Annotated in this window: 22 protein-coding genes; 12 read left to right on the top strand and 10 right to left on the bottom strand. The window is 60.3% G+C overall.

Annotation, left to right across the window (positions count from 1 at the left end; genetic code table 11):
- Positions 1-34: 34 nt before the first annotated feature.
- The 4 genes from GSQ77_RS09900 to GSQ77_RS09885 are packed head-to-tail and all read left to right on the top strand — an operon-like array spanning position 35 to position 3590.
- Positions 35-985: a lipopolysaccharide assembly protein LapB gene (locus GSQ77_RS09900; RefSeq protein ID WP_254067538.1), complete on the top strand. Its 951-nt coding sequence runs from the start codon at positions 35-37 to the stop codon at positions 983-985.
- Between the two features lie 38 nt (positions 986-1023).
- Positions 1024-1545 carry a TadE/TadG family type IV pilus assembly protein gene (locus GSQ77_RS09895; protein WP_158901527.1) on the top strand — a complete coding sequence of 174 codons (522 nt, stop codon included), beginning with the start codon at positions 1024-1026 and terminating at the stop codon, positions 1543-1545.
- On the top strand, positions 1545-2171 hold the full coding sequence (locus tag GSQ77_RS09890) for a TadE/TadG family type IV pilus assembly protein (protein ID WP_158901525.1): 627 nt from the start codon (positions 1545-1547) through the stop codon (positions 2169-2171). Before GSQ77_RS09895 ends, GSQ77_RS09890 begins: the two co-directional genes overlap by 1 nt.
- Positions 2172-2180: 9 nt before the next feature.
- Positions 2181-3590, top strand: coding sequence for a TadE/TadG family type IV pilus assembly protein (locus tag GSQ77_RS09885; RefSeq protein WP_301951143.1), 1410 nt, complete (start codon positions 2181-2183; stop codon positions 3588-3590).
- A 21-nt stretch (positions 3591-3611) separates the two neighbouring features.
- On the opposite strand, the gene GSQ77_RS09880 is transcribed toward GSQ77_RS09885, so the two are convergent.
- Both GSQ77_RS09880 and GSQ77_RS09875 read right to left on the bottom strand, forming a co-directional pair.
- Entirely contained in the window at positions 3612-3932 is a 321-nt protein-coding gene (locus GSQ77_RS09880) for a DUF2288 domain-containing protein (protein WP_158901521.1), read from the bottom strand.
- Between the two features lie 39 nt (positions 3933-3971).
- On the bottom strand, positions 3972-5114 hold the full coding sequence (locus tag GSQ77_RS09875; RefSeq protein WP_216854877.1) for an alpha-hydroxy acid oxidase: 1143 nt from the start codon (positions 5112-5114) through the stop codon (positions 3972-3974).
- A gap of 212 nt (positions 5115-5326) precedes the next feature.
- Between GSQ77_RS09875 and GSQ77_RS09870 the strand changes: the two genes are divergently transcribed.
- From GSQ77_RS09870 to GSQ77_RS09860, 3 genes are all read left to right on the top strand, one after another.
- Positions 5327-5722, top strand: a complete 396-nt coding sequence (locus GSQ77_RS09870; protein WP_158901517.1) for a DUF2237 family protein — start codon at positions 5327-5329, stop codon at positions 5720-5722.
- A 112-nt stretch (positions 5723-5834) separates the two neighbouring features.
- The gene (locus GSQ77_RS29280; protein ID WP_216854876.1) at positions 5835-6332 is read left to right on the top strand and encodes a DUF2471 family protein; all 498 of its coding nucleotides are present in this window, start codon (positions 5835-5837) and stop codon (positions 6330-6332) included.
- Positions 6333-6398: 66 nt separating this feature from the next.
- Positions 6399-8111, top strand: a complete 1713-nt coding sequence (locus GSQ77_RS09860; RefSeq protein WP_158901515.1) for an acyl-CoA synthetase — start codon at positions 6399-6401, stop codon at positions 8109-8111.
- A gap of 24 nt (positions 8112-8135) precedes the next feature.
- Here GSQ77_RS09860 and GSQ77_RS29765 read toward each other — a convergent pair whose 3' ends face one another.
- Together GSQ77_RS29765 and GSQ77_RS09850 are read right to left on the bottom strand one after the other, a co-directional pair.
- Positions 8136-8576, bottom strand: a complete 441-nt coding sequence (locus GSQ77_RS29765) for a rubredoxin (protein ID WP_158901513.1) — start codon at positions 8574-8576, stop codon at positions 8136-8138.
- A gap of 109 nt (positions 8577-8685) precedes the next feature.
- Positions 8686-9615, bottom strand: a complete 930-nt coding sequence (locus tag GSQ77_RS09850; RefSeq protein ID WP_158901511.1) for a LysR family transcriptional regulator — start codon at positions 9613-9615, stop codon at positions 8686-8688.
- Between the two features lie 253 nt (positions 9616-9868).
- On the opposite strand from GSQ77_RS09850, the gene GSQ77_RS09845 reads away from it, so the two are divergent.
- Positions 9869-10639, top strand: a complete 771-nt coding sequence (locus tag GSQ77_RS09845; protein WP_158901509.1) for a putative hydro-lyase — start codon at positions 9869-9871, stop codon at positions 10637-10639.
- Positions 10640-10691: 52 nt separating this feature from the next.
- Positions 10692-11999 (top strand): MFS transporter, encoded by a 1308-nt coding sequence (locus GSQ77_RS09840; RefSeq protein WP_158901507.1) that lies wholly within the window; start codon positions 10692-10694, stop codon positions 11997-11999.
- Between the two features lie 155 nt (positions 12000-12154).
- Here the strand turns inward: GSQ77_RS09840 and GSQ77_RS09835 are convergent, their stop codons facing one another.
- A complete protein-coding gene (locus GSQ77_RS09835) occupies positions 12155-12310 on the bottom strand; it encodes a DUF3309 family protein (protein WP_158902905.1) in 156 nt (51 codons plus the stop codon).
- A 365-nt stretch (positions 12311-12675) separates the two neighbouring features.
- Here GSQ77_RS09835 and GSQ77_RS09830 point away from each other — a divergent pair, with 365 nt between their 5' ends.
- The gene (locus tag GSQ77_RS09830; RefSeq protein ID WP_158901505.1) at positions 12676-15369 is read left to right on the top strand and encodes a mechanosensitive ion channel domain-containing protein; all 2694 of its coding nucleotides are present in this window, start codon (positions 12676-12678) and stop codon (positions 15367-15369) included.
- Between the two features lie 45 nt (positions 15370-15414).
- Here the strand turns inward: GSQ77_RS09830 and GSQ77_RS09825 are convergent, their stop codons facing one another.
- The 5 genes from GSQ77_RS09825 to GSQ77_RS09805 all read right to left on the bottom strand — a co-directional run bounded on the left by GSQ77_RS09825 (position 15415) and on the right by GSQ77_RS09805 (position 20015).
- Positions 15415-15807 (bottom strand): BON domain-containing protein, encoded by a 393-nt coding sequence (locus GSQ77_RS09825; protein ID WP_158901503.1) that lies wholly within the window; start codon positions 15805-15807, stop codon positions 15415-15417.
- A gap of 304 nt (positions 15808-16111) precedes the next feature.
- A complete protein-coding gene (locus tag GSQ77_RS09820; protein WP_158901501.1) occupies positions 16112-16369 on the bottom strand; it encodes a hypothetical protein in 258 nt (85 codons plus the stop codon).
- A 111-nt stretch (positions 16370-16480) separates the two neighbouring features.
- Positions 16481-16687, bottom strand: a complete 207-nt coding sequence (locus GSQ77_RS09815) for a dodecin (protein WP_158901499.1) — start codon at positions 16685-16687, stop codon at positions 16481-16483.
- A 210-nt stretch (positions 16688-16897) separates the two neighbouring features.
- Positions 16898-18079: a PAS domain-containing sensor histidine kinase gene (locus GSQ77_RS09810; protein WP_158901497.1), complete on the bottom strand. Its 1182-nt coding sequence runs from the start codon at positions 18077-18079 to the stop codon at positions 16898-16900.
- A 499-nt stretch (positions 18080-18578) separates the two neighbouring features.
- On the bottom strand, positions 18579-20015 hold the full coding sequence (locus GSQ77_RS09805; RefSeq protein ID WP_158901495.1) for a sigma-54 dependent transcriptional regulator: 1437 nt from the start codon (positions 20013-20015) through the stop codon (positions 18579-18581).
- Positions 20016-20374: 359 nt separating this feature from the next.
- On the opposite strand from GSQ77_RS09805, the gene GSQ77_RS09800 reads away from it, so the two are divergent.
- The gene (locus GSQ77_RS09800) at positions 20375-21373 is read left to right on the top strand and encodes a sigma-54-dependent Fis family transcriptional regulator (protein WP_158901493.1); all 999 of its coding nucleotides are present in this window, start codon (positions 20375-20377) and stop codon (positions 21371-21373) included.
- 197 nt (positions 21374-21570) lie between these two features.
- Positions 21571-23160 (top strand): RNA polymerase factor sigma-54, encoded by a 1590-nt coding sequence (locus GSQ77_RS09795; RefSeq protein WP_158901491.1) that lies wholly within the window; start codon positions 21571-21573, stop codon positions 23158-23160.
- Positions 23161-23177 lie beyond the last annotated feature (17 nt).

Genomic DNA, 23177 nt, shown 5'->3' with positions numbered 1-23177 from the left:
GAATGAATACCGCAAGCCGCCAATGAGAACTCACGTGCCGACACGAAACAAGCTAGCCGCCGCGTTAATGAGCTGCCTGGGCCTGATGGCGCTGGCAGGATGCGCCGGACCCGGAGACTTTTCATCGCGCCCGGTGAATTCAAGCTCCGCTGCCGAGAACGGCGATGTCCATCTGGGCGAGAGCGCACTGAATTCGGGTAGCCTGCAAATGGCCGCCTCGCTTTTCGAGAAAACGCTGCAGACCAACCCCGATTCGCTGGAGGCAATGCTGGGGCTGGGCGACGTCGCCTATCGATCCGGCGATATGGAGCGCGCGCGGCTGATTTATTTGCAGGCCGAAAAACGTGCGCCCCAGGATATCGGACCCAAGATCGGGTTGGCGCGCGTCGAAGTCCGCAAACGCCATCTGGATGAGGCCATTGCGATTTACCACAAGGTGCTCGCAATCCAGCCCGACGATCCGACGGCCTCGGCTGGCCTGGGTACCGCTCTGGATCTGCAAGGCCATCATACCGAGGCGCAAGCGGTCTATCGGCAAGCGTTGCTGGCCCATCCCGACTCGCAAAGCGTGCGTATCGATCTTGGCCTGTCGCTGGTGCTGTCGCACAATGCGCGCGAGGGCGCGAACGTATTGATCGACGTCGTGAATCTGCCCGACGCGCCGGCCGAGGCCCGCTACGATCTGGCGCTGGCGTTCGGGGTCATCGGTAATACAGAAGCGGCCAAGCGTATCCTGTCTCGCGATTTGCCGGCGGCGAATGTGGACGATAACCTGCGCTTCTACGCCGCCCTACGCAAAACGTATGGCGAGTATCCCGCCGCTGCGCAGCCGGCAAATTCGACGGTGGCCGCGCTAGCCGAGCCCGCAGTAGCCGCTCCCGTTGCGCCGGCCGCTGCCGGCGCCGTGACGCCGCTGGCGGCAATCAGCGGCCAACATCTGCCGTTGACCCAATTGTTGGCCGCGCCCAAGACCGGCTTGCAATGAACGCGCGCCACGATGCCTCCCCTGAAGAAACGCAGCCCATGAGGTTCGTGCGCTGCGCCATGGGTAGGCTACGGCGCAACAATCGAGGTGGGGCGGCGCTTGAATTCGCCATTATTCTGCCGTTCTTCCTGGCGTTCGTCTTCATGATTTTCGAGCTGGGGATGATGTTCGCGGCGCAGGAACTGCTCGACAACGCGGCGCGCGACGCAGCACGCACCATACGCATCGGAACATTTGTCGGTAACAGCTATTCAAGCACGGTGAAGACCGCCATTTGCAGCAATATCAGCAGCAGCAGCTTCAACCTGATTCAGTCGTGCGGGACCTCGCTTAAGCTTTACGTTTCCGCAAGCGCTTCAGGGTCGCCGACTGGTCTTGGGTTTACTCAACTCACAACGGCACCGGTAAGCGCCGGTGTCATGACCGAGGCCCAAGGCACGCTTGCTGCAAAGACTGATGTGCTGTTGGAGCTGGGTTACAGTTTCCCCTGGCTTATCGTCATCGGATCGGGCACCACACTGCTGACCTCGATCATTGTCTTTCAGACGGAGCCCTATTGATGTTGCGCCGCCTACTCGCCTCGATCAAAGACTCCCGTGGTGTCGTCGCGCTTGAGTTCGCGCTTATCGTTCCGATGATGGTGTTGATTCTTATCGGCATTTACCAGATATCGCAAGTCGTCAGAGTCACCATGAAACTGAGCAACGTCGCCGTCGCGGTTGCCGATCTCATCGCGCAGCAGGACTCGGTGACTGGAGGTACGACGGGCAGTCTCGGCAATTTTTGCAAAGCGGCTCAACTCATGATGGCGCCTTTTCCGACGGGCGCCACTACGGGCCCATTCTCGCTGTCCATCGCCAGTGTCACCAACTATTCGAACAACACGCTCCCCAACGTCAAGGTGGACTGGACGGTCAACGCAGCGTGCGCCACCACCGCAACCGGGACTGCCACTCTCGGATCCTCCGCGACGACTTTGGTCACGTCACCCGTCAATTTGGTGCCGAACATGGGTCCTAGCGGGACTACCAACATCGCTGGGGATACGGTGATTGTTGTTCAAGCGAACTATAAGTACAGTTCATTGATTCAGTACCTCGCCCCGGCGCTGGTCTCCCAATCCAGGGTGGGATTCGCTCGGCCTCGGGGCAATAGCGTGGTTTCATGTACCGCAGCATGTTCTTGAGGATCCAGCATGCGACAAATACGTGAGTCTGCATTCCTGCGCATATCGCGCGGCGCGAGGGCGAAACAGCGCGGCGTTTATGCGCTGGCATTTGCCGTGCTGTTGATTCCACTGATCGGCGTAGTCGGCTGTGCAGTCGACTACGCTCGGATCGTCCAATACAAAAGCGATCTGCAAAATGCTGTCGACGAGGCTGCGATTGCCGGGGCGGCGGCTTTGACCAATACTGACAGCGCCACGGCGACAGCGGCTTCAGGGGTTGCCGCGAACTATTTCAACCGTGCAATATTGCCGGCCAGTTTGTCTGTCAGCGCTCCCAACGTGGTTACCAACACCACCTCCACTGCGAAGCTCCCAAACGGCAATCAGGCTTTTACCGTGCAGGTTAGCGCCAGCGCCACGGTCAGCAATACGCTGTTTTCAGTGTTCGTTCCATCGGTCAATGTGAGTGCAACCGGCACGGCCGCCGAGCCTTTGGTTACGGCTGACTTGTCGTTAGGTCACGTCAATAATCAGGCATGCGACAAAAACATCCTCTCCATTTACCTCGTACCGAAAAACACGGGCGGCACTGCATATGATTATTCCATCAGTGCACTCAGTGCGTTGCCGCAAACCTCTTTCGTCACAGTCGGTCCAACGGCCACTTCATCACTGCCGCCCATCGGCGCAAATCAGCCATTGGGCATCAGACTGCAAAATGAAACGGGCGGTGGTACCTGCAACTATGGTGCCAACCAATACGGATCACAGTATCAAGCCTACAACCTCTTCTATTCGTCGCTGCTTGGAAACGGCATGTCGCCGAGCGAGACCAACAACTCGGTGACTTATACGGCCGTTACTACAACGATTAACAGCAAAATCACACAAGTTTCGGTCACGCGGCCGACCGATCCCGCGATCCCTCCTGGGGTAACAACGACTACGAACACCGGAAGTCAGCTCAGCCTATCCACATTCACGCCAGGATTAAACTGTACGCAGAGTTCTTCGTCGACAAGCGGAACTGGAGGTGGAGCAATTACAACGACGACCTATACGTGCATAACAAAGTACAAACAGCAAATCGCGAGCGGTTCTACGCCCGCTTCGACCTCGGGGAATTGCTCGCTTTACATGCAAACTGGCGTGTCGCAAACGTTCGTCAATAACCTATCGGGCACCAGCAGCGCACCCACCGCGTCGTCGGGCAATTGTTTCAATCCGACCCAGGCCGGTGCTGCGTACGCCGCGCCGACCTGCTCCCAGTTATCAGCTTTGGCCAACGGCGGCAATGCCCCCGCTGCGGTCTTCTGGTGGAACGATGGGGGGGGCACCTCGGATGACAAAGACTACAACGACGCCTACTTTGCGGCTACGTGCACCGTCTCGGGTGGTACCGGTTCAGGCAATACGGAAGTCGTGCTCGTACAGTAGGCAAGACCTCGGCTTCCTATTTCAGCCACCCGCTGTGCCGGGCGCCGTGTGACGCTCCTGCACCAACACCCAAGGCGCCACCACCACGGCCCACAGCTCCGGGTCGCGCGCCACATAATCGGCCGCCGTTTCCACGCGCAGCAGTTCGACCAAGCCACCGGCGATCCAACTCGCCACCTGCTGCGATTCGTCGTTCGCCACCGCCTCGGCCACCGACACCAAATCAAGCTCACCGACCACCCGCAGCAGCTTGCCGCGCGCAAAAAACGGCTCCAGCTCGCTCCAGGCAATCCGCGCGGTTTCGCCGAGCAACTGCGCATACAAAGGACTAGGTTCGTGCAAAAAATTCTCCTGGCTGGCACATCGTTCGAGCCGGCTATTTTACCGCGTCGGCCGCGACACCAAGCAAGCCGCTGCTTCGGCCAGCGAGTTGCAACCCAGCAGCCCTAGCGACCGATCGATCTCCGTACTCAGGATGCGCAGCGCGTGTACCGCCCCCCGCTCACCCGCTGCCGCCAGCCCATACAGCGGCGCACGCCCGACCATCACGGCCGTGGCGCCCAACGCCAACGCCTTGAGCACATCGTTGCCGCGCCGAAAACCACTGTCGATCAGCACCGGCCAATCGGGTAGCGCCTCTTTGACCTGCGCCAGCACTTCGAGCGGCGCAATCGCATCATCGAGCTGGCGGCCACCGTGATTGCTCAACACGATCGCATCGGCACCCGCGGCCTGCGCGCGTCGCGCATCCGCCACCGAAAGTACGCCCTTGACCAACAACGGGCCATGCCACCGCCGTCGCAAGCGCTCGATATCGGACCACGTCACTTTCGGCTTGAGTTGGCCGGTGATGGCGGGTGCACCGCGCGTCGCGCTGAGCTGTTCGGCGGGGAAAAAGTTGCTGAGATTTTCGAAGCGCGGCATACGGTGCCGCATGAAACGCCATAACCACCGCACATGCAGCGCCGCATCCAACGCATGGCGCGGCGCGAGCCGACCGGGCGCGCGATAACAGCGCCTTTGCCATTCGCGCGCGCTGGCCACGTTGGCGTCGGTGGTCACCACCAGCGCCCGATAGCCGGCTGTCTGCGCGCGACTGACGAGCTCATCGGTAATGGCGGGATTGTCGAGCACATACAGTTGCATCCAGAGCGCGCCGTCGACGCCCTGCGCAACGCTTTCGAGTGTCTGGTTCGAGAAGCTGCTCAGGGTGAATGGCATGCTCTGCGTCGCGGCCGCGCGTGCGAGCGCCAGATCGGCGCCTGGCACGATCAGGCCATTGAATCCCGTTGGCGCGACGATCAGCGGTGTAGGCAGCGACTGGCCGAATAAAGAAATCCGCATCTGCCGCGCGCCGGTATCGACCAGCGTGTTGGGCACAAACGCGTAGTCGCGAAACACATCGCGATTGCGTTGCAGCGTGTGTTCATCTTCGACTCCCGACTCCAGGTATTCCCAGGTGAACGCCGGCAACTTGCGTTGTGCCAGCGCCCTGAGTTCGGCGATGGTTTGTACTTGGGCCAAGTCGCGGCCTCGATAAAATTGTCGCTCCAAAACGTCGCTCCCCTCTGGGCCGCTAGGCGGTGCAATAAAAGATCTGCATGATGTCATATTCCGTCGGGACTACACGTACGGAGCAATTGGGATGGCGCGGGTTTTTGGCGCGAAGTATGATGACTCCCCGCGTCGCAACGATCGCCAAAACCCACCGCAACTTTCGGAGCAGCGCAAGCACGATGAAGTCCCGTCCCGCTGAAATTTCAAAAAACGTTTATGGCGAACCGTTGGTTCCGTGTTCATTCGACCCGCTGACCGGCTTCATTCGCGACGGCTGCTGCAAAACCGGGGAAGACGATCCCGGCACCCACGTGGTGTGCGCGGTCATGACCGACGCCTTTCTGAAGTTCAGTCTGGCGCGCGGCAACGACCTGCTCTCGCCGCGTCCCGAGTGGCATTTCCCGGGCTTGCAGGCCGGCGATCAGTGGTGCCTGTGCGCCACCCGCTGGCAGGAAGCCCTGGAGCACGACGTGGCGCCGCCGGTCGTGCTGGAGAGCACCAATCTCAAGGTACTGAAGCTGATCGACATCGAAGTGCTCAAGCTCTACGAGCATCGGCATCCCGAGGCGTTGTGACCCCCTAGTCGCGCCGAACCTGCCGAACCTGCCACGCAGCCGACGTAACATCACTTGCACGATGCACTGTATGGATATACAGTACTCTGTACCACGCAAGAGGATGTGCATCATGGACGACACGGTCTACCTTGAATTGGCTTTTGAACGGGCAGCACTCGATATTCGGCGCGTCGTGCACGCGATCGCGGGACGCTACAAAACGCGCGGCCTGCCGCTCACGTGGCGGCTGCTGCATGAAATCGAAAATGAGGCGCTCGCCGATCTCGGCCTGGCCGCCCGCCACGACGCCAAGCTGCTTGACCTGTTTTTGCGGCTGGCCGACTCCGGCTATCCCGATGGCGACGAGCCGGTGCATATCAGTTCGCCGCGGCAAATACCGCTGATCACCTGGTTCGCCCTCGACGTCTACGGCGTTGGCAACGACGCGCGCTCGCGCCTGGGTGCTGATGCGCAAGCACGCGTACGTGCCGCGGCTCTTGCCGGTGCCATCGCGGGTGCCGGCGCTGGTGCTATCGCCGGCGCTATTGCTGGTGCTGGCCCCGGCGCAAGCTTCAATGCCGCAGATATGTCGCTCGCAGGTGCCGTAACGTCAAGCTCGTTTGGATAGCAATCCAAGCCCGCGGCGTGTTACCTTTTCTGGCTGAACCCTTAAAAGAACGATCAGGAGACAGCAGTGACCAGCAATCTAGGGAGCTATCGCGCTACCGTGGATGGGTTCGTGTGGGACATCCCCGAGTACTTCAACATCGGCCATGACGTATGCGACAAATGGGCCGATGGCAGCGGCCGGTTGGCGCTGATTTACGAAACGGCGGACGGTGTATCCACGCGCTATAGTTTCGACGACCTGAAGGCTTATTCGAACCAGGCGGCACAATGCTGGACCGCGGCCGGCCTGCAAGCCGGCGAGCGCGTCGGCATTTTTTTGCCGCAGTCGCCCGAAACGGCAATTTGCCATATCGCCGCTTACAAGGCGGGAGCGATTGCCGTGCCGCTATTCACGCTGTTCGGCGTCGAAGCGCTGCAGTTCCGTTTGCAAAACAGCCGCACGCGCGTGTTGATCACGGACGCAGCCGGCATTGCCAAACTCGCCGAGATTCGCGCCAGCCTGCCTGATCTGACCACGGTCTACTGTGTCGATACGCCACCGGTCGGCGTCGATGCCGACGCATCGAGTTCATCTGCCAGTTCGGCCGCAAGTTCAAGCACGAGTTTGAAGACCTGGGCCGAAACATGGGCCGACGTGCTGCCATTCTGGCCCGCGTTAGCCGGACACTCCAAAGACTATGAACCCGTACGCACACGGGCGGACGACCCTGCCGTGATCATCTACACCTCGGGCACCACAGGCAAACCGAAGGGCGCCCTGCATGCGCACCGCGTGTTGCTTGGGCACCTGCCTGGCGTTGAACTCTCACACGATTTTTTCCCGCAAAGCGGCGATCTGATCTGGACACCCGCCGATTGGGCCTGGATCGGCGGATTGCTCGACGTGCTGCTGCCGTCGCTGCATCACGGCATCCCGGTGCTGGCGCGCCGCTTCGAAAAATTCAACGCAGCCGCCGTCTTCGAGCTGATCGCGCGCCATCAGGTGCGCAACATGTTCCTGCCCCCGACCGCACTCAAGATGTTGCGCGCAGCCAGCGGCGACACGCGTCCGCCGGGCTTGAATGTGCGCACGATTGCCAGTGGGGGCGAGTCATTGGGACAAGAGTTGCTGCAGTGGGGCCGTGACATGCTCGGCGTCACCATCAACGAGTTCTACGGCCAGACCGAATGCAATATGGTGGTGTCGTCGTGCGGCGCGCTATTTCCCACGCAGCCGGGCAGTATCGGGCGTGCAGCGCCGGGGCATCGCGTGGCGATCGTCGACGACAACGGCCAATTACTCGGCCCGGACTGCATCGGCAATATCGCGATCGAAGCGCCAGATCCCGTGATGTTTCTAGGCTATTGGGAAAATGAGGCCGCGACGCGCGAGAAATTCGCCGGTCCGTTTCTGCTCACGGGCGACCTCGGTACGCAAGACGCCGAAGGCGCGATCCGTTTTGTCGGCCGCAACGACGATGTCATTACCAGCGCCGGCTATCGCATCGGCCCAGGGCCTATCGAAGATTGTCTGCTCAAGCACCCGGCCGTCGCGATGGTGGCAGTGGTCGGCGTGCCCGACGCGCAACGCACTGAAATCGTCAAAGCGTTTATCGTGCTCAAACCGCAGGCGGTGCCGTCGAGCGAACTGGTCAGCGAGTTGCAACGCTTTGTCAGCACGCGCGTGGCTGCGCATGAGTACCCGCGTGCCATCGAATTCGTCGACAGCCTTCCGACCACGGCGACCGGCAAGATCATTCGCCGGGAGCTACGTGAAAGGGCTAAATGCGCGGGCTAAATGAGAGCGCTAAATGCGAGGCACTCAAAACTCGACCATCGCGAAATCCTCCTTGCCGACATCGCAAAGCGGACAACGCCAATTGTCGGGAACCTCTTCCCAACGGGTACCCGCGGCAATGCCCTCTCTGGGTGAACCCGCGGCCTCGTCATAAAGAAAACCGCAGATTACGCACACCCACTGCTTGAAACCATCGTCCTTTGCCTGCACGACAACGGCCGGCGTCGATACGTCGGCGTTCTTCTCGGCGCCATCGACATCCATCGCATCGTCACAGGGTGCGTCCAGTGAAAATACGCCCGTCGATTGACGTACCACGCCAGCCTTCGCGAAATGGGCTTGCAGTTGTCGCAGCAAGCGTAGCGCCTCGCCCGTCGAGAGATCGATCCAGTAAGGATCGCCGCCGGCATCGTTGAGACGTTGCGGCGCAAATTGGATTTCAATTGCGGTATCTTTTTTGTACATGATCAGGAACGCGTTGCGGTATGAATCAGAATCCGATGCAGTCTACGCGATGCGCAAGGCCTGTGCAGCCTAGCCGGTTTCAAAGCTCATCAGAGCGCTTCTCCCGGCTTCACAGCGCTTCCACCAACGAATTCAAGGGCGCACAATAATCGCTGCATGCGCGCCGCGCTGCTATGGCGGCCGCGCGCACCATCGCCTTGGGGTCGGTGGGATGGCACATCGACACAACGATCGAAGGTGGCAGTGGCTGCAAGGGCAGTTCGATAAACTCCCCGCTTTGTAGGTAGGGCGCCACGAACAAACTAGGAATCGCAGCTACGCCATACCCATCTTTGACAAGTTGGATGATGGCGGCCACCGACGGCGAACACGTGATGCGAGTCTGTGCGAGCGGCAGGCCGATCTGGCTGGCAAGGCTCGCGACGATATGATCCAACGCGACCTGCGGCGCCGTGCCGCGGCCGAAAGTCAGAATAGGCCGCTGCAGCACACGGCTGGCTAAACCGCTTTTGCGCGGCGACAGCAAGCCACGCCGCACAATCCAGCGCACCTGATAATTTGCCAGCGCGCTCGATACGATGGTCGGGTCGGCAATGCCCTCGACGCGGATGATCAGGTCGAGCTCCTGTGCGAGCAGGCGTTTTTGCAGGACGCTGCTGACGTCGACGGTCAGGTCGACCTCCAGCTCCGGGTAATCGGTATTCAAGCGCTGGATGTATTCGGCCAGCCAGCTATGGACGACCGTCTCGATCACGCCCAAGCGCAGGCGGCCACATACCACCGTCTCCTGGCGCGCCGCTTCCTGCAGCGCGCGGGCCGCCTCAGTCACGCTGCGTGCGTAGGGCAACAGCAAGTCGCCCTTGGGGGTCAGCAAAAAACTGCCGGCGCTGCGGTCGATCAATTCTGTTTTCAGTTCATCTTCCAGCGCCTTGATGCGCTGCGAAATGGCGGCCGGCGTGGCGTGCAAGGCGCGCGCCGTCGCACGGAAATTACGTAGTTGCGCGAGCGTGACAAAGGTTTCGAGGAAGCGAGTATTCATAAGTCGCGCATGGCTATCCGAGTCGGGTCATGTGTCGATGGGTCATGGATCTATTCACCCCCACGTTATCGGACTTGCACCCAAATTATTCAAGTCAAAAAAAAAGCGTGTGCAACGCCTCACGAGTGGAAACCCTGAGAAAACTGTCAACGAATGCTTAACGTCGATGGCAATAATTAGTAGCTGGCGCGTCCTTATTGTCGATCCTAATCTACTTCGCAATACCGTTCATTTGTGAAAAGAGAGAGACAGCATGCCGCAAAATTTTCGCCGTCAAGTCCGTTCCCGACGTTTTACCGGCCCCACTGCCGGACACTGCGGCGACTACGCCCAAGCCAACCTCGTGATTTTGCCGCAATGCCACGCTGACGACTTTCTCAAGTTCTGCATGCTCAACCCACGTGCCTGTCCGCTGCTGGCGGTGGGCGATCCGGGTCAGTGGGAGATTCCGGCGTTGGGAGCCGATCTGGACATTCGCTCCGACGTGCCTGGCTACTATGTCTACCGCGACGGCGAACTGACCGAAGAAACCACCGCGCTGCACGGGCTGTGGCGCGACGATCTGGTCGTGTTCGCGATCGGCTGCTCGTTCTCGTTCGAGCACATGCTGGCCCAGGAGAACATTCCGTTACGCCATATCGATCAGGGCGTGAACGTACCGATGTACCGGACCGATATCGCTAATCAACCAGCCGGGCCCTTCGCAGGCGAATTGGTCGTCTCGATGCGTCCGATGAGTGGCGGCGACGCGATTCGCGCCGTTCAAATCACCAGCCGCTACCCGGCCGTGCATGGCGCGCCGCTCCATCTGGGCGCGCCGCAGGCACTCGGCATACAGGATCTGGGCCGCCCCGATTTCGGCGACGCGGTCCGCATAGGCGAGCACGAAATCCCCGTTTTCTGGGCCTGCGGCGTCACGCCCCAGACCGCGATTCGTCGCGCCCGGTTGCCATTGGCCATCACCCACAAGCCCGGTCACATGTTGATGACCGACATCCTGAACTCATCGCTGGCCGCGTACTGAACGCCATTGAATGTCACTGCGCTCGGTACACACTCTACCTTATGGAGAACTTATGAAACACGAAGCGGATGCCTCGACGGAACTGTTCGATCCGTCTGATGCCCTGCATGGCGGCGGCATGTTCTCCTGGTACAAGGAGATCTCGACCAACGAAAAGCGCGCGTTCTGGAGCTGCAAGATCGGTTACGCGTTGGATGCGATGGACACGCAGTTCCTGAGTTTCGTGATCCCGACATTGATCGCCACCTGGGGTATCGGCAAAGGTCAGGCCGGCCTGATCGGCACCGTCACGCTGCTCGCCTCGGCCGTGGGTGGCTGGCTTGCCGGCGTGCTCTCGGATCGAGTCGGGCGAGTCAAAACTTTGCAGATCACCATCCTGTGGTTCGCCGTCTTCACCCTGGCCTGCGCGGTGGCGCAGAACTTCAGTCAGTTGCTGGTGGCACGCGGCCTGATGGGTTTGGGCTTCGGCGGCGAATGGACCGCGGGTGCCGTGCTGATCGGTGAAGTCATCCGCGCGCGCGATCGCGGCAAGGCAGTCGGCATGGTGCAAGCGGGCTGGGCGATCGGATGGGGCGTATCGGCCGTGCTTTTCACGCTGGTGTACTCGTTCGTGCCACCCGACTACGCATGGCGCATCCTGTTCGCGCTGGGCATCCTGCCGGCGCCGTTTGTGATCGTGATCCGGCGCCTGGTCAAGGAGCCCGACGTTCACCTCAAGCAAAAGCAGCGGGCCGCGGGAGGATCCGAGCGGGCCTCGTTCATGGAAATTTTCGCACCGGGCATGCTTTCCATTACCTTGCGCGCGGCTGTCCTGGCCACCGGCGCCCAAGGTGGTTACTACGCCATCACCACCTGGCTGCCAACCTATCTGAAAACCGAACAGCATCTGTCGGTCATCGGAACCGGCGGTTACCTGGCGGTGATTATCGCGGGTTCTTATGCCGGATATCTATGCGGTGCGTTTCTTAGCGACCGGATCGGCCGCCGCCTGAACTTCATTGTGTTCGCCGCGGCCTCGATGGCGATCGCGCTGGTGTACACCCGCATGCCGATGACCAATACGATGATGCTGATCCTCGGGTTCCCGCTCGGTTTTTTTGCTTCCGGGATTTTCGCCGGCCTGGGGGCGTTTCTGACCGAACTGTTCCCCACCCGGATTCGCGGTTCCGGCCAGGGCTTTTGCTACAACTTCGGCCGGGCCATCGGCGCCACGTTCCCGTTCCTGATCGGCTACGTCTCGCAAAGCATGTCGCTCGGTTACGCTATCGGCCTGTTTGCAGCGTGCGCCTACGGCATTCTGATTGTTGCCGCACTGACGCTGCCGGAAACACGCGGCAAACGCCTAAGCGAGATCCAGTAACCCGGCCCCGCCGACCTCCCGCTTTATTCATGAAAAAACCGCGCTGCGGGTGAACAGTGGCATTCACCCATAGCGCGGCTTCCATGTGCCGTTGCGCGCCGCGCGCCGCCCTTCTCCTCGAAGCTGGGCTCGAGCGGCTCGAAGCTAGTCCGCGTTCAGATGCGACCGCTCACCAGCAGGATAATGACGATGAGCAGGACGATGCCGATACCGCCGCTGGGGTAGTACCCCCATGAGCGGCTGTGCCCCCAGCTCGGGAATGCACCGACAAGCATCAAGATCAGAATAATTAGTAGGATGGTTCCCAACATAGTCGTGCTCCTCGTAAAGTATTGACCCAGGTAGTGACCCAGTTGCGCTGCATCCGGGTTAGTCTGGCGTTCGCCTGTACGGCGCACTGGCGTCATCGCATCAAGCACGCGACGCCGCGCCGGGCTGTTGGCTGGTTCGTATTCAAGCGCACCGATTGAATTCATGCGCCCCACCAGTACTGAGCAATAAGCGTGCCCTTTTTGCTCCCGCGGCTTATCTATCCCTTTGAAGTCCTTATCCGCGTCGTGGGCGGTAAAATCGTCCGGGCGGGAACCTTCTCGGCGTGAGGTGTCAGATGCGTAACCGCACGCGGCTTGCTCAGGCGGGTTGCTCAGGTGGCTTCATTTAACATTTACCGAACTTCATGCGTAAAACTTACCGATTTCCCCAGATTTGCAGATGGGCTTTGCTGCCGCTGCTATTGATCCTTTGGTGCCAGACCAGCTCGGCCGACCCGGTGGCCACCGCGCATGCGCCTGCGGCAGCGATCCATGTGGTCGCCCAAACCACGCCGCTGGCCGCCGTCCTCGCGGCCACCCACTCCAGCGCTGCGGCCACGGCCGCACCCGCCAGCGCGGCGAGCGCCGCGGCCCCAACTCATGCGCTGGTGTCCAACGGGCTGATCGCGCAACTGGTACATCAGTCCAGCCGCTGGGGCCGTGCCGCGATCGTGCAATTGCGCAATGCCGCTGAACTGTGGCACGGGTTTTCCTCGTTCGGCACCGACGTACAGGAGATCACCCGCACCGAAGAACGGCGCGCGGAACTCTTCAAGCTGGCTTGGATGACGGCCGGCATCTTGGCGGTCGCACTCGCCGGCGAATGGTTGATCGCATGGGCGTTGCTGCATCCTCGCGAATTGCTCGCGCAACGTGCGCTACGGGCCGAAGCCGCGGTGCGGCAAAACAATGCTAGAAAGGTTGCGCGCATTCCGGCCGAGAATGCCGCGGATGCGGCCCGCGATGCGGCCGCCCGATCGGAGGCCGGCATCGACGCCGTACCCGACGACCTATCGGAAGAAGACGCCGCCGACATCGATGCGTCCGACACGTACGCTACGCAGCCCACCGCCTCGACACCTCAAACTGCACAAGCAGCACAAGCAGCACAGGCAGCACAGGCAGCGAAAGCAGCGCAGCAGGCCGCAAGCGCATCGTCGACGGCTCAGACCAGCGCCAAACAAGTGCGCGGCGCCGTCTCGGCCGCAACCCACTGGCGTTTGCTGCAACAATTGCCCTATGTGCTCGTGCACTTCGTCCTGACGCTACTGCCGCCGATCGCTTTTTTCCTGATCGCCACCTCGTTGGCCTCGCTATGGGTCGATAGCACGAGCGCCACCCAGGACGTGCTCGACACCTTGGTCAATGCCTACCTGGTGGTGCGCACCGTAATGATCATTGTGCGGCTGTTTATCGCGCCGCGCGCCCCGGCCCTGCGGCTGCTCAACCTGTCCGATACCGTCGCGTATCGTCTACAGATATGGATGCGCTGGATCGTCGGTGTGGCGGTGCTGGGCAACGCGTTGGCCGACGTCGCGACCACTGTCGGCTTCAGCGACGACCTGCACGATGCGCTCTCGCGCTTCGCCGTCCTGGTCGGCCACGTGCTGCTTGTGGCCATGGTGCTGCGCTATCGGCGCCCGGTCGCCAGAAGGATCCGCAGCGTCACGGCGCACCGTCCGTCGTTGGCCATGCTCGGCACCTGGCTGAGCGACATCTGGGCGATTGCCGCTATTTCGCTGATCGTGGCGCTGTGGTTTGTCTGGGCGCTCGATGTCAAGAACGGCCTGTCTCGGGTGTTCGACCTGTTCGGACAATCGATCGCGGTGCTGGCCGTGGCGCGCGTTCTCGCCATCGTCATGCTGGGCGCCCTGGCGCGCGTGTTCCATACGGACGAACCCGAAAGCCTGCCGCCGGCGAGCCGGCGGGCGCTGCGCTATTACCCGCTGCTGCGCCGCGCGGTCTCGACGCTGATCTTGCTAGTGGCTACCGTGACGATTCTCGAAGTGCTGGGCATCGACGCGTGGGCATGGATTCTATCCGGCTCGATCGGTAAGAACTTGTTATCCGCGTGCATCACGGTCGGCGTCTCGTGCGTGGTCGCCCTGTTCATCTGGGAAAGCACCAACGCCGTCATCGAACGACGGCTCGAGCGATGGAGCGATTCGGAAGACCGTCTACGCGCCGCGCGCCTGCGCACGCTACTGCCTATGCTGCGCTCGATTTTGTTTATCGTTATCGCCATGATCATCGGCATGACTGCGCTCAACCAGCTCGGTGTCAATACCGCACCGCTGCTGGCCAGCGCCAGCATTATCGGCGTCGCGCTCGGATTCGGTTCGCAAAAGCTGGTGCAGGATTTCATCACCGGCATTTTCCTGCTGATGGAAAACGCGATGCAGGTGGGTGACTGGGTGACGGTGGCCGGCGTGTCAGGCACCGTCGAGTACTTGTCGATACGCACGGTACGCTTGCGCGGCGGCGACGGCTCGCTCTATACGGTGCCGTTCAGTTCGGTGACAACCGTGAACAATACGAATCGCGGTGTCGGCAATGCCGCGGTCAAGGTCAGTGTCGCGTACGACGAGGATCTGGATCGCGTGGTCACGGTGCTCAAGGAAATCGGTTCGGAGATGCGCCAAGATCCAGCGTTCGCCGATGCGATCCTGAACGACTTCGAATACTGGGGTGTAGACGTGGTCGACGGCGCAATGATCTCGCTGTCCGGGCAGATACGCGCTCGCGATTCGGGACGCTGGGGCGTGCAGCGCGAATTCAACCGCCGTATGCTCAAGCGCTTCCGCGAATTGGGCATACGCGTGGCAGATACTCAGCGCAGGTTCATTGAAGAAACGCCTGCGCAGGTATCAGCGCAGGCGTCTGTAGACGAGACAACCGCTGCGGGTGAAATCGCAGCGGCTCGTAACTCAACCGGGAACCCAACCACTAGCCCCCCCACGCCACCCTATCTGTCGAGCGTACACAAGCTCACGACAGATAGCAGTCAGGAGCCGAGTGCGCAGAGCGCGAAATCGGGTGATAACAAACCACCCAAATAACCCGGCATCCTAACGATCTTACGACGGGGAGAGGAATGGGTAGGATCAGTTGTCGGCTTTGACCTGGATCGAGGATTTGACGGCCTTCACGCCGTCGATATCCTTGGCGATGGCAACCGCATGATCAGCCTGGTCCTGCGACGCTGCGTAGCCGGTCAGATGCACGACGCCCTTGTAGGTACGCACTTTGAGGTGACGCGACTTCAAATCTTCGTCGACCAGGTATTTGGCGTTGACCTTGGTGCTGATCGTCTTGTCGTCCATGTAACGCGTGGGCGAACGTTTGTTCGCGCTCGACGTCGTGGTCGTGGTGGTGGTCGCGCTCGAAGCGCCGATTTCCGACGATGTGCTGTCGGTATGGGTGTTTTGGGCAACGGCGCTCAAAGCGAGCATCGATGCGGTGGTAGCGATTAGAGCTTTAATGGTGAGCTTTTGCATTGATTGCCTCCAGAGTTGATAAGAATGCGGCAGAATTTCTGCGCCACCCTTCTAGCTACGCAATTACCGTGCCTTGTCTGTACGAATAGCCGCTGCGGCGTCCATGTGGGGCGGTAGGCAACGTTAGAGCACCGCGCCGCCGCACGACGCGGGCCACGCGACGCGACCCGGTAAAATTTGCACGTTCGATGTAAATCTGCCGCCTGCGGCACCGCCTCTTTCACGCGCTCTACTCCACGTGCTCTACTTCACGCGATCTACTCCACGCCCCCTGCTTCGCGCGATCTACTTCACGCCTTCTCTCTCATGTTTTCTTGGGCTTGGGCAGCTTGCTACCCGGCTTGAGATGCCAGTCGGCATCCTCGTCAGTGTGATGTGCGCGTTCCAGCGGATGCGCTGCCGCGCCCGGTGCAATCGGATCGCTGGCCGGAAACGTATCCTCGAGCGCGTCGTCCAGCGTTTGCTGATAGGTCTTGCTCGGCTCGGCCTTCGAACCTGCCGGGCCGTGTGCTTTCGCAGACGCTTCGGACGCCGATGATTTCGGGTGTTTGGCTTGAGTCATGAAATTCTCCAGCTAAGGTGATGAATGAGGCAATGGACGGGCGTCGCGTAATACGCGTGTAGCGATAACCAAGGCGACGCACCAAACGCAAACGCGTGGACTTGCGAGACATCAAACGAAGCGAGACCCCGCTTTGATCGTGACCTGCCAATGAGAGATTTTTCCTTCATTGACGTGGCCACGTGTCTCTGTCACTTCAAACCATTCGATGGGGCCGATGTCGCCGCTGGCCGCTTCCAGTGCGCGGCGCACGGCGTCGTCCGAAGAGTCGGGCGACGAGCCGGTTATTTCTACTTTTCGATAAACATGCACGCTCATGGAAAGACTCCTGACGAGTGAAGAGTCCTGATAAAGCAGCAATTACCGGGCCTACCCGTAGCCTAGCCGGGACCAATCCGGAGCCCACCCCAGAGGCGCCTCTACCCGGGAACCCACGCTAGCCCGCCTGAGCCCCCCGCAATGACAAAGGGCGGTCCATGCGAACATGAACCGCCCCCTTCGGCCGACACGACTGCGGCGCATGCGCGCCTATTGCGTGCGCAACACCGGAAAGTACAACGCAAATTCAGCACCCTTGCCTTCGCCCTCGCTCGTGAGCGTCATGCGCCCCCCGAGCAATTCAAGCAAGCGCCGGGTCAAGGCCAGCTTGAGCCCGATACCGGCCGGTTGCCACGGCCGCGTTGGCTTCGACATGCCGCGCGCGCTCGCGTCAGCAGACGTCGGCGCGACGCTTTGCTGGTCGGGATCCTGCAGCAACGGCAAACGATGCGGCGCGATGCCCTTGCCGAAATCAGTCACACCGATACGAATTTCTTCGCCCGACAGTCGCACCGTTGCGATGATCGTGCCACCCGGCTCTGAGAACCGGATCGCGTTGGCTAACAAATTCTCGATCACTTGCAGGGTTCGAACCCGATCGCCCCAGATCTTGCCGGCGGGCTCGATCTCGCGACGCATGTCGATGCGTTTTTCATCGAGCTGCGATTGCAGCCGTGCGAGTACTTCGTCAAACAGCGACTGCGGGTCCAGAGGCTCGGACTGCAGGGTCACTCGGCCCGACATCACTTGCGCTGCATCCATCAAATTATCGATCAATTTAACTTGCTGTTGCACCCCTGTCTTGATGCCCGTCAACGCGCGCTGCATGGTCGGCGCCGCGTTCGCATCAAGCGTGCGCTCCAACACGTAAGCCCAACTTTGGATGCCGCTCAGCGGCGAGCGCAGTTCGTGTGAGATCACCGCCAAGAATTGATCGCGCACCTGCAAGGCCGCCTCGGCGCGCTGGCATGCCGCCTGTGAATCGCGTAACGCCGCCTCGAGTTCGGATTTGGCTTCGAGACAGCCGACATAACCGCTTAGCTCGCCTTGTGTCGAGACAACCGGGTCGCTCGTGAACACCATCTGTTGCTCCTGGCCATCGGCCCGCACTATGGAAACATCGAATTTCGCGGCGGCACGCTTAGCGAGTGCGGCACGCCATTGCTGCTCGGCCTGCGCGCGCCCGTTGCCCGCCAAACACTCCAGCCAACCGATGCCGAGCGACTGCGCAATGCTTCGGCCGGTGAGCACAGTCCAATGTTCGTTAAGGTCTACCCAACAACCGTCCGGCGTGGCGATCCACACTAGATGAGGATGATGGCGGGCGGCGGCACTGCGCAACTCGGCCGTAACAACCGCGCTATTTACCGGGCCAACTACGGGGGCCGTCATCGAGCACTCTCCAGAATAAAACTTGGCCTTCAGTCAAAAAAGCTCACGCAGCCGATAAGATCGGTCGTGCAGTAAACCACTTGGCGCGTTGCACTATCGCATGCATTTGGGGCTGCTGTTCGGGCGGCGACGCGGGAGGCAACTCAACCGGCTCCGGCTGATGCGGTTGCGGCATCGGAGGGTCGCCGATCGGGTCTGGCGCAGGCTCCGGCTCATACTCAGGTGGTGGAGGCTCAGGCTCTTGCTCGGGCGGCGCGTGCAGCGCCAACGAACAGGCCATTAAATAGCTTGAGCGGCGGCCTCCGCCTTCCGTAACTGTCGCGCTTGGATCAATCATTATCGGGTCCTTGCTTGCTGCGCCGAGTCACATTGTGTGAATGCGCGGGTGAATGCACGAGTGAAAGCGCGGGCGGAAGCGATTTTGCAGAAAACCAGCCGGTAATACGGCAATCGCAGCAAATCGCGCTCCTGAACTGCCAGCGCCACAGGGCATTCATAATCAATCTGCATCGGCGAGTTCGCGCCGCGTATTCGCCGGGTCCGCAGACCCGCCGCGCCCAGGCGCGACCTCCCCCGCCTCGGGCGGCAACAGGCCCTGGGCGCTATATTCTTCAAGCCGGTTATAGAGTGTCTTCAGGCTGATGCCGAGGACTTCAGCCGCGTGCTTCTTCACACCACCGCATTGCTGCAATGTGGCGACAATAAGTTGCCGATCGGCTTGCGCAAGACTGACCCCCACCGGCAACGACACTGTCGCTCCGGCGGATGGCTTGGCGCTCGGGGTGTGCAAGCTGACCGCCAACGCATCGATACTGCGCTCGCCACCGAGAATATAGGCGCGCTGCACATAGTTCTTGAGCTCGCGCACATTGCCGGGCCAGTCGTGAGCCTGCATCGCTTGCAGCACTTCGGGGGGAAAGCTCTTGCTGGTCTGGTGCGCGCTATTGAGTTGTTCGAGCAGGCTTAGCGCGATCAGTTCGACATCGTTGCCACGCTGGCGCAGCGGCGGAAGTTCAAGCGGAAACACATTGAGGCGGTGATACAAATCGGCCCGCATGCGCCCTTGCTCGACCGCCTCTTCGGGATTGCGGTTGGTCGCCGCAATCACGCGCACGTCGGTTTCGATCTCACGGTTGGTGCCCACCCGCATGAACAAGCCGGTCTCCAGTACACGCAGCAACTTGACTTGCAATTCGATCGGCATTTCGGTGATTTCGTCGAGAAACAAGGTACCACCGTGGGCGCGTTCGAAAAAACCCTTATGCTGCCGATCGGCACCGGTGAAACTGCCGCGCTCATGGCCAAACATTTCACTCTCGATCAAATTGGGCGAAATCGCGCCACAATTCACCGGCAGAAACACCCGCTTGCGCCGCAAGCTCAAGTCGTGCAGCGTCTGCGCGGCGAGCTCCTTGCCGGTGCCGCTTTCGCCTATCAGTAACACGGTTGCTTCGGTCGGCGCCACTTTGCCGATCTGGTCGTAGAGCTGTTGCATCGCCGGCGAACCACCGAGCATCTTGCCGAAGCGCCCGAAGCGCCGCAATTCGCCACGCAAGGAACCGATTTCCGCCTTGAGATCGCCGGTACGCGGCACGCGATCGAGAATCGCCTTCAGGCGCTGCATATTAACCGGTTTGACGAGGTAATCGGACGCGCCCAGGCGCAAAGCATCCACGGCACTCTCCACGCTCGCGTGCCCCGTCATGACAATGAATTCGACCTCTCCCGAGTTTTCGAGCTCCTTGAACAAATCCATACCGCTGCCGTCGGGCAGCTTCAGGTCGGCCAGCACCACGTCCGGCATTTGCCAACCGATCTGAATGCACGCTTCACGCAGGTCGCCCGCTACCGATGTCGTAAATCCTTGCGACGACACGATTTCTACCAGCGCAGAGCGGGTATTCTCATCGTCATCGACTATCAGGATATGCGCCATTCAATTCTCCTGTGGGTGAAGCTGAGTGATATATCTATGCAACCGCAAATTTGGAACGAATCGTGCCTTATAAGTTCACCCAGCGCTCATATAAAGGCCCGCGCGTTAGATCTTCAGCCGTGCCGTGATCACCGCACTTTATTGCAGACACGGTGTCCAACATCGCGTACACAAGCCTCGTCCGTCGAAAAAGTGGCTCTTGCGACCCTGCAATTCCTACAATTTCTAATACATCGCTTTTTGTAGGTATCATCGGAATCGACCCGAGCGCCGATTTCCGCGAACCGATTTTCACGTACCCGAGCTTCACGTACCCGAATTTCACGTACCTTAACCACGTCCGAAACCTATCCGTCGCCATGTCCAGTGTAGAAGTGCCAGAACCGTCAATCGAGCCCGCAGCGTCGTCGCTAGGCCTGCTCAAGACCCATTGCCCCGCGATGGAACAGCTCTATGGGCAGCTCGGGCGCGTTGCACAGACCCTTGCAACGGTGCTGATTTCCGGCGAAAGCGGATCCGGAAAAGAAGTGGTCGCCAAAGCGATTCACGATAAAAGCGCGCGGCATAAGCAGGCGTTTATTCCGGTCAACTGCGGCGCCATTCCGGCCGGCTTGATCGAGGCAGAACTGTTTGGTCACGAAAAAGGCAGTTTCACGGGCGCTATACAACAACAAATCGGCTATTTCGAACATGCTTGCGGCGGTACGCTGTTTCTCGACGAAATCACCGAGATGGCGCCCGAGATGCAGATCAAGTTATTGCGCGTGCTGGAAAGCGGCAAGTTCAACCGTGTGGGCGGCAGCGAGTTGATCGTCGCCGACGTGCGGGTCATCGCCGCCACCAACCGTAACCCGCTGCAAGCCGTCCAGGAAGGCGTGCTGCGCGAGGATTTGCTGTACCGGCTGGCGGTATTTCCGCTGCAGGTGCCACCCCTGCGCGAACGCACGGAAGATATCGAGCTGTTGGCGAATTATTTTCTCGAGCATTTCAACGCCACCGAAAAAGCCGAAAAGGTATTTTCGACGCGCGCGCTCGAAACCATGCGTACCTATCATTGGCCTGGCAATATCCGCGAATTGAAGAATACGGTTCACCGCGCTTTCATCCTCGCCGATCGCGTGATCGAGATTCCCAATCCCTACCTGGCGAATCGAAGCAAACGGGTCGCACACGCAGAGGGCTGCGTGAATGTCGCAATCGGCACCACCTTGGCCGATGCGCAGCGTGAAATCATTTTGGCCACGCTCGAACACTTCGAAGGCGACAAGCAGCAAACCGCACAAGCGCTCGGCATCAGCCTTAAAACGCTATACAACCGCTTGCTCGCCTATCAAGGACCGGATACTCAAAATACCTGATGGCCCCAGGGCGTCATCGCTTCAATCGCGGGCAGAATTTACATGGCGCTATCGGGCGCGCCTGCGCATTTTTCGTGCCTCACCGCCTCCCTCCTTGATTCCCCCTTGTTATAGCAGGCTTTAAGCGCTGGCATACAACTTGCACCCCTCTGCACATGAAGCCCTTGATTCACAAGGGCGCCATGCGGAGAAAAAAATTGGGACAGCCCAGCTTCGACCTACGGGCCACACAGCACCTTACGCTCACGCCGCGTCTGCAGCAATCGGTCAAACTTTTGCAGTTATCGGCCCTCGAACTGGCGCAGGAACTGCAACAAGCTCTGGCGAACAATCCGTTCCTGGAAGAAGACGAAGCCGGCACAGCCGCTGAAGACAGCGCTGACGCGAACGTGTCCGCCCACGCCGACATCGACGCTGGACCTGACCGGACCGGCGAACCAGAAGCCACGTTCTCAAACGCAGATGCCGCATTGCAGACGGACCCATCGCTGACGCCGAGCACCGAGATCGACAGCGCCGATGTCGAGGCATATAGTGAAAGCGGCCAAAGTGACGACAGCGATCTCTATGGCGACACCGGGACCGGCTCGGACTATATCTCCGATTACCCCAAACACGAACGCCGCAAAAATGGCGATGGCGACGACGATTACGTCGATGCCGGCGAATGGCGGGCCGCGCAATTGAGCTTGCGAGAGCATTTGCATCGCGCGCTGACTCATTATCGCTTGAGCGAGCGCGATCGTATGCTCGCCGAATTGGTTATCGAAGCGCTCGAAGACGATGGCTATCTGCGGCAGGACCTGGCTGAATTGACCGCAGCATTTCCGATCGATCCGCCACCGGACGATTGCGAGCTATCGATGGCCGTCAAGCTCGTGCAACAGCTCGACGCGCCCGGGATCGCGGCGCGCAACCTGGCCGAATGCCTGCATTTGCAATTGCAGGCGCTCGGATCCGGAGTCGATACCGGCAATGGGGTTGCTGCGCATACCGTGAAGCTCGCTGGGCAGTTGATCGATCGCTATCTGAATCAGTTGGCGCGGCGCGAATACACCGAAGTCGGACGGGTACTCGGTTGTTGTGAAGACGAGATCCGTGGTGCGTTTCAATTGATCCGCAGCCTCGATCCCAAACCGGGTCTGCGTTACGGCCATAGTGGCGTGACCTATGTGGTGCCGGACGTCATCGTGCGCAAGATCAAAGGAGTCTGGCGGGTAACGACCAATACCGCGGTGTTACCGCGCGCGCGGCTGAATCAGGTTTATGCCGACTTGTTCAAGCAAGCCCATTGCAAGGACCGCGCGCCGCTGGCGCAAGAGCTGCAGGAAGCGCGCTGGTTGATGCGCAATGTCGAGCAGCGCTTCTCGACTATCCAGCGGGTAGCCGAGACGATCGTGGCGCATCAGCGCAATTTTTTCGAATATGGCGATGCAGCACTCAAACCGTTCGGCTTACGCGAATGCGCGGAGTTGCTGGACTTGCACGAGTCGACCATCTCGCGTGCAACCGGCAACAAGTACATGGCGACACCACGCGGTATTTTTGAATTCAAGCACTTTTTCTCGCGCGAGCTGGCCACCGAAAGTGGCGGCACCTGCTCGGCTGCAGCAGTACGCGCTTTGCTCAAAGGGATGGTGGAAGCGGAAGACGCCGGCACGCCGCTATCCGATGTCGACCTCACACGCATGCTGGCTAGCCACGGCGTGGTAGTAGCCCGTCGCACTGTTACCAAGTATCGTGGCCAGCTGAAATTGCCCAGCGCGGAGTTGCGTCGTCAGATCTGATCGCGCAGCGGTTTGGA

The organism is Burkholderia sp. L27(2015) (assembly GCF_009765705.1).
In the GTDB taxonomy this organism is placed as follows: domain Bacteria; phylum Pseudomonadota; class Gammaproteobacteria; order Burkholderiales; family Burkholderiaceae; genus LMUX01.
The sequence above is the reverse complement of the archived record's forward strand: the minus strand, read 5'-3'. Positions and strand labels throughout refer to the sequence as shown.

Bases quoted from the DNA above. Each gene is read 5' to 3' on its own strand.
- GSQ77_RS09895 (WP_158901527.1), top strand. From the start codon at position 1,024: ATGAGGTTCGTGCGCTGCGCCATGGGTAGGCTACGGCGCAACAATCGA.
- GSQ77_RS09890 (WP_158901525.1), top strand. From the start codon at position 1,545: ATGTTGCGCCGCCTACTCGCCTCGATCAAAGACTCCCGTGGTGTCGTC.
- GSQ77_RS09885 (WP_301951143.1), top strand. From the start codon at position 2,181: ATGCGACAAATACGTGAGTCTGCATTCCTGCGCATATCGCGCGGCGCG.
- GSQ77_RS09870 (WP_158901517.1), top strand. From the start codon at position 5,327: ATGAAGTCCCGTCCCGCTGAAATTTCAAAAAACGTTTATGGCGAACCG.
- GSQ77_RS29280 (WP_216854876.1), top strand. From the start codon at position 5,835: ATGGACGACACGGTCTACCTTGAATTGGCTTTTGAACGGGCAGCACTC.
- GSQ77_RS29765 (WP_158901513.1), bottom strand. From the start codon at position 8,576: ATGTACAAAAAAGATACCGCAATTGAAATCCAATTTGCGCCGCAACGT.
- GSQ77_RS09850 (WP_158901511.1), bottom strand. From the start codon at position 9,615: ATGAATACTCGCTTCCTCGAAACCTTTGTCACGCTCGCGCAACTACGT.
- GSQ77_RS09845 (WP_158901509.1), top strand. From the start codon at position 9,869: ATGCCGCAAAATTTTCGCCGTCAAGTCCGTTCCCGACGTTTTACCGGC.
- GSQ77_RS09840 (WP_158901507.1), top strand. From the start codon at position 10,692: ATGAAACACGAAGCGGATGCCTCGACGGAACTGTTCGATCCGTCTGAT.
- GSQ77_RS09835 (WP_158902905.1), bottom strand. From the start codon at position 12,310: ATGTTGGGAACCATCCTACTAATTATTCTGATCTTGATGCTTGTCGGT.
- GSQ77_RS09830 (WP_158901505.1), top strand. From the start codon at position 12,676: ATGCGTAAAACTTACCGATTTCCCCAGATTTGCAGATGGGCTTTGCTG.
- GSQ77_RS09825 (WP_158901503.1), bottom strand. From the start codon at position 15,807: ATGCAAAAGCTCACCATTAAAGCTCTAATCGCTACCACCGCATCGATG.
- GSQ77_RS09820 (WP_158901501.1), bottom strand. From the start codon at position 16,369: ATGACTCAAGCCAAACACCCGAAATCATCGGCGTCCGAAGCGTCTGCG.
- GSQ77_RS09815 (WP_158901499.1), bottom strand. From the start codon at position 16,687: ATGAGCGTGCATGTTTATCGAAAAGTAGAAATAACCGGCTCGTCGCCC.
- GSQ77_RS09810 (WP_158901497.1), bottom strand. From the start codon at position 18,079: ATGACGGCCCCCGTAGTTGGCCCGGTAAATAGCGCGGTTGTTACGGCC.
- GSQ77_RS09805 (WP_158901495.1), bottom strand. From the start codon at position 20,015: ATGGCGCATATCCTGATAGTCGATGACGATGAGAATACCCGCTCTGCG.
- GSQ77_RS09800 (WP_158901493.1), top strand. From the start codon at position 20,375: ATGTCCAGTGTAGAAGTGCCAGAACCGTCAATCGAGCCCGCAGCGTCG.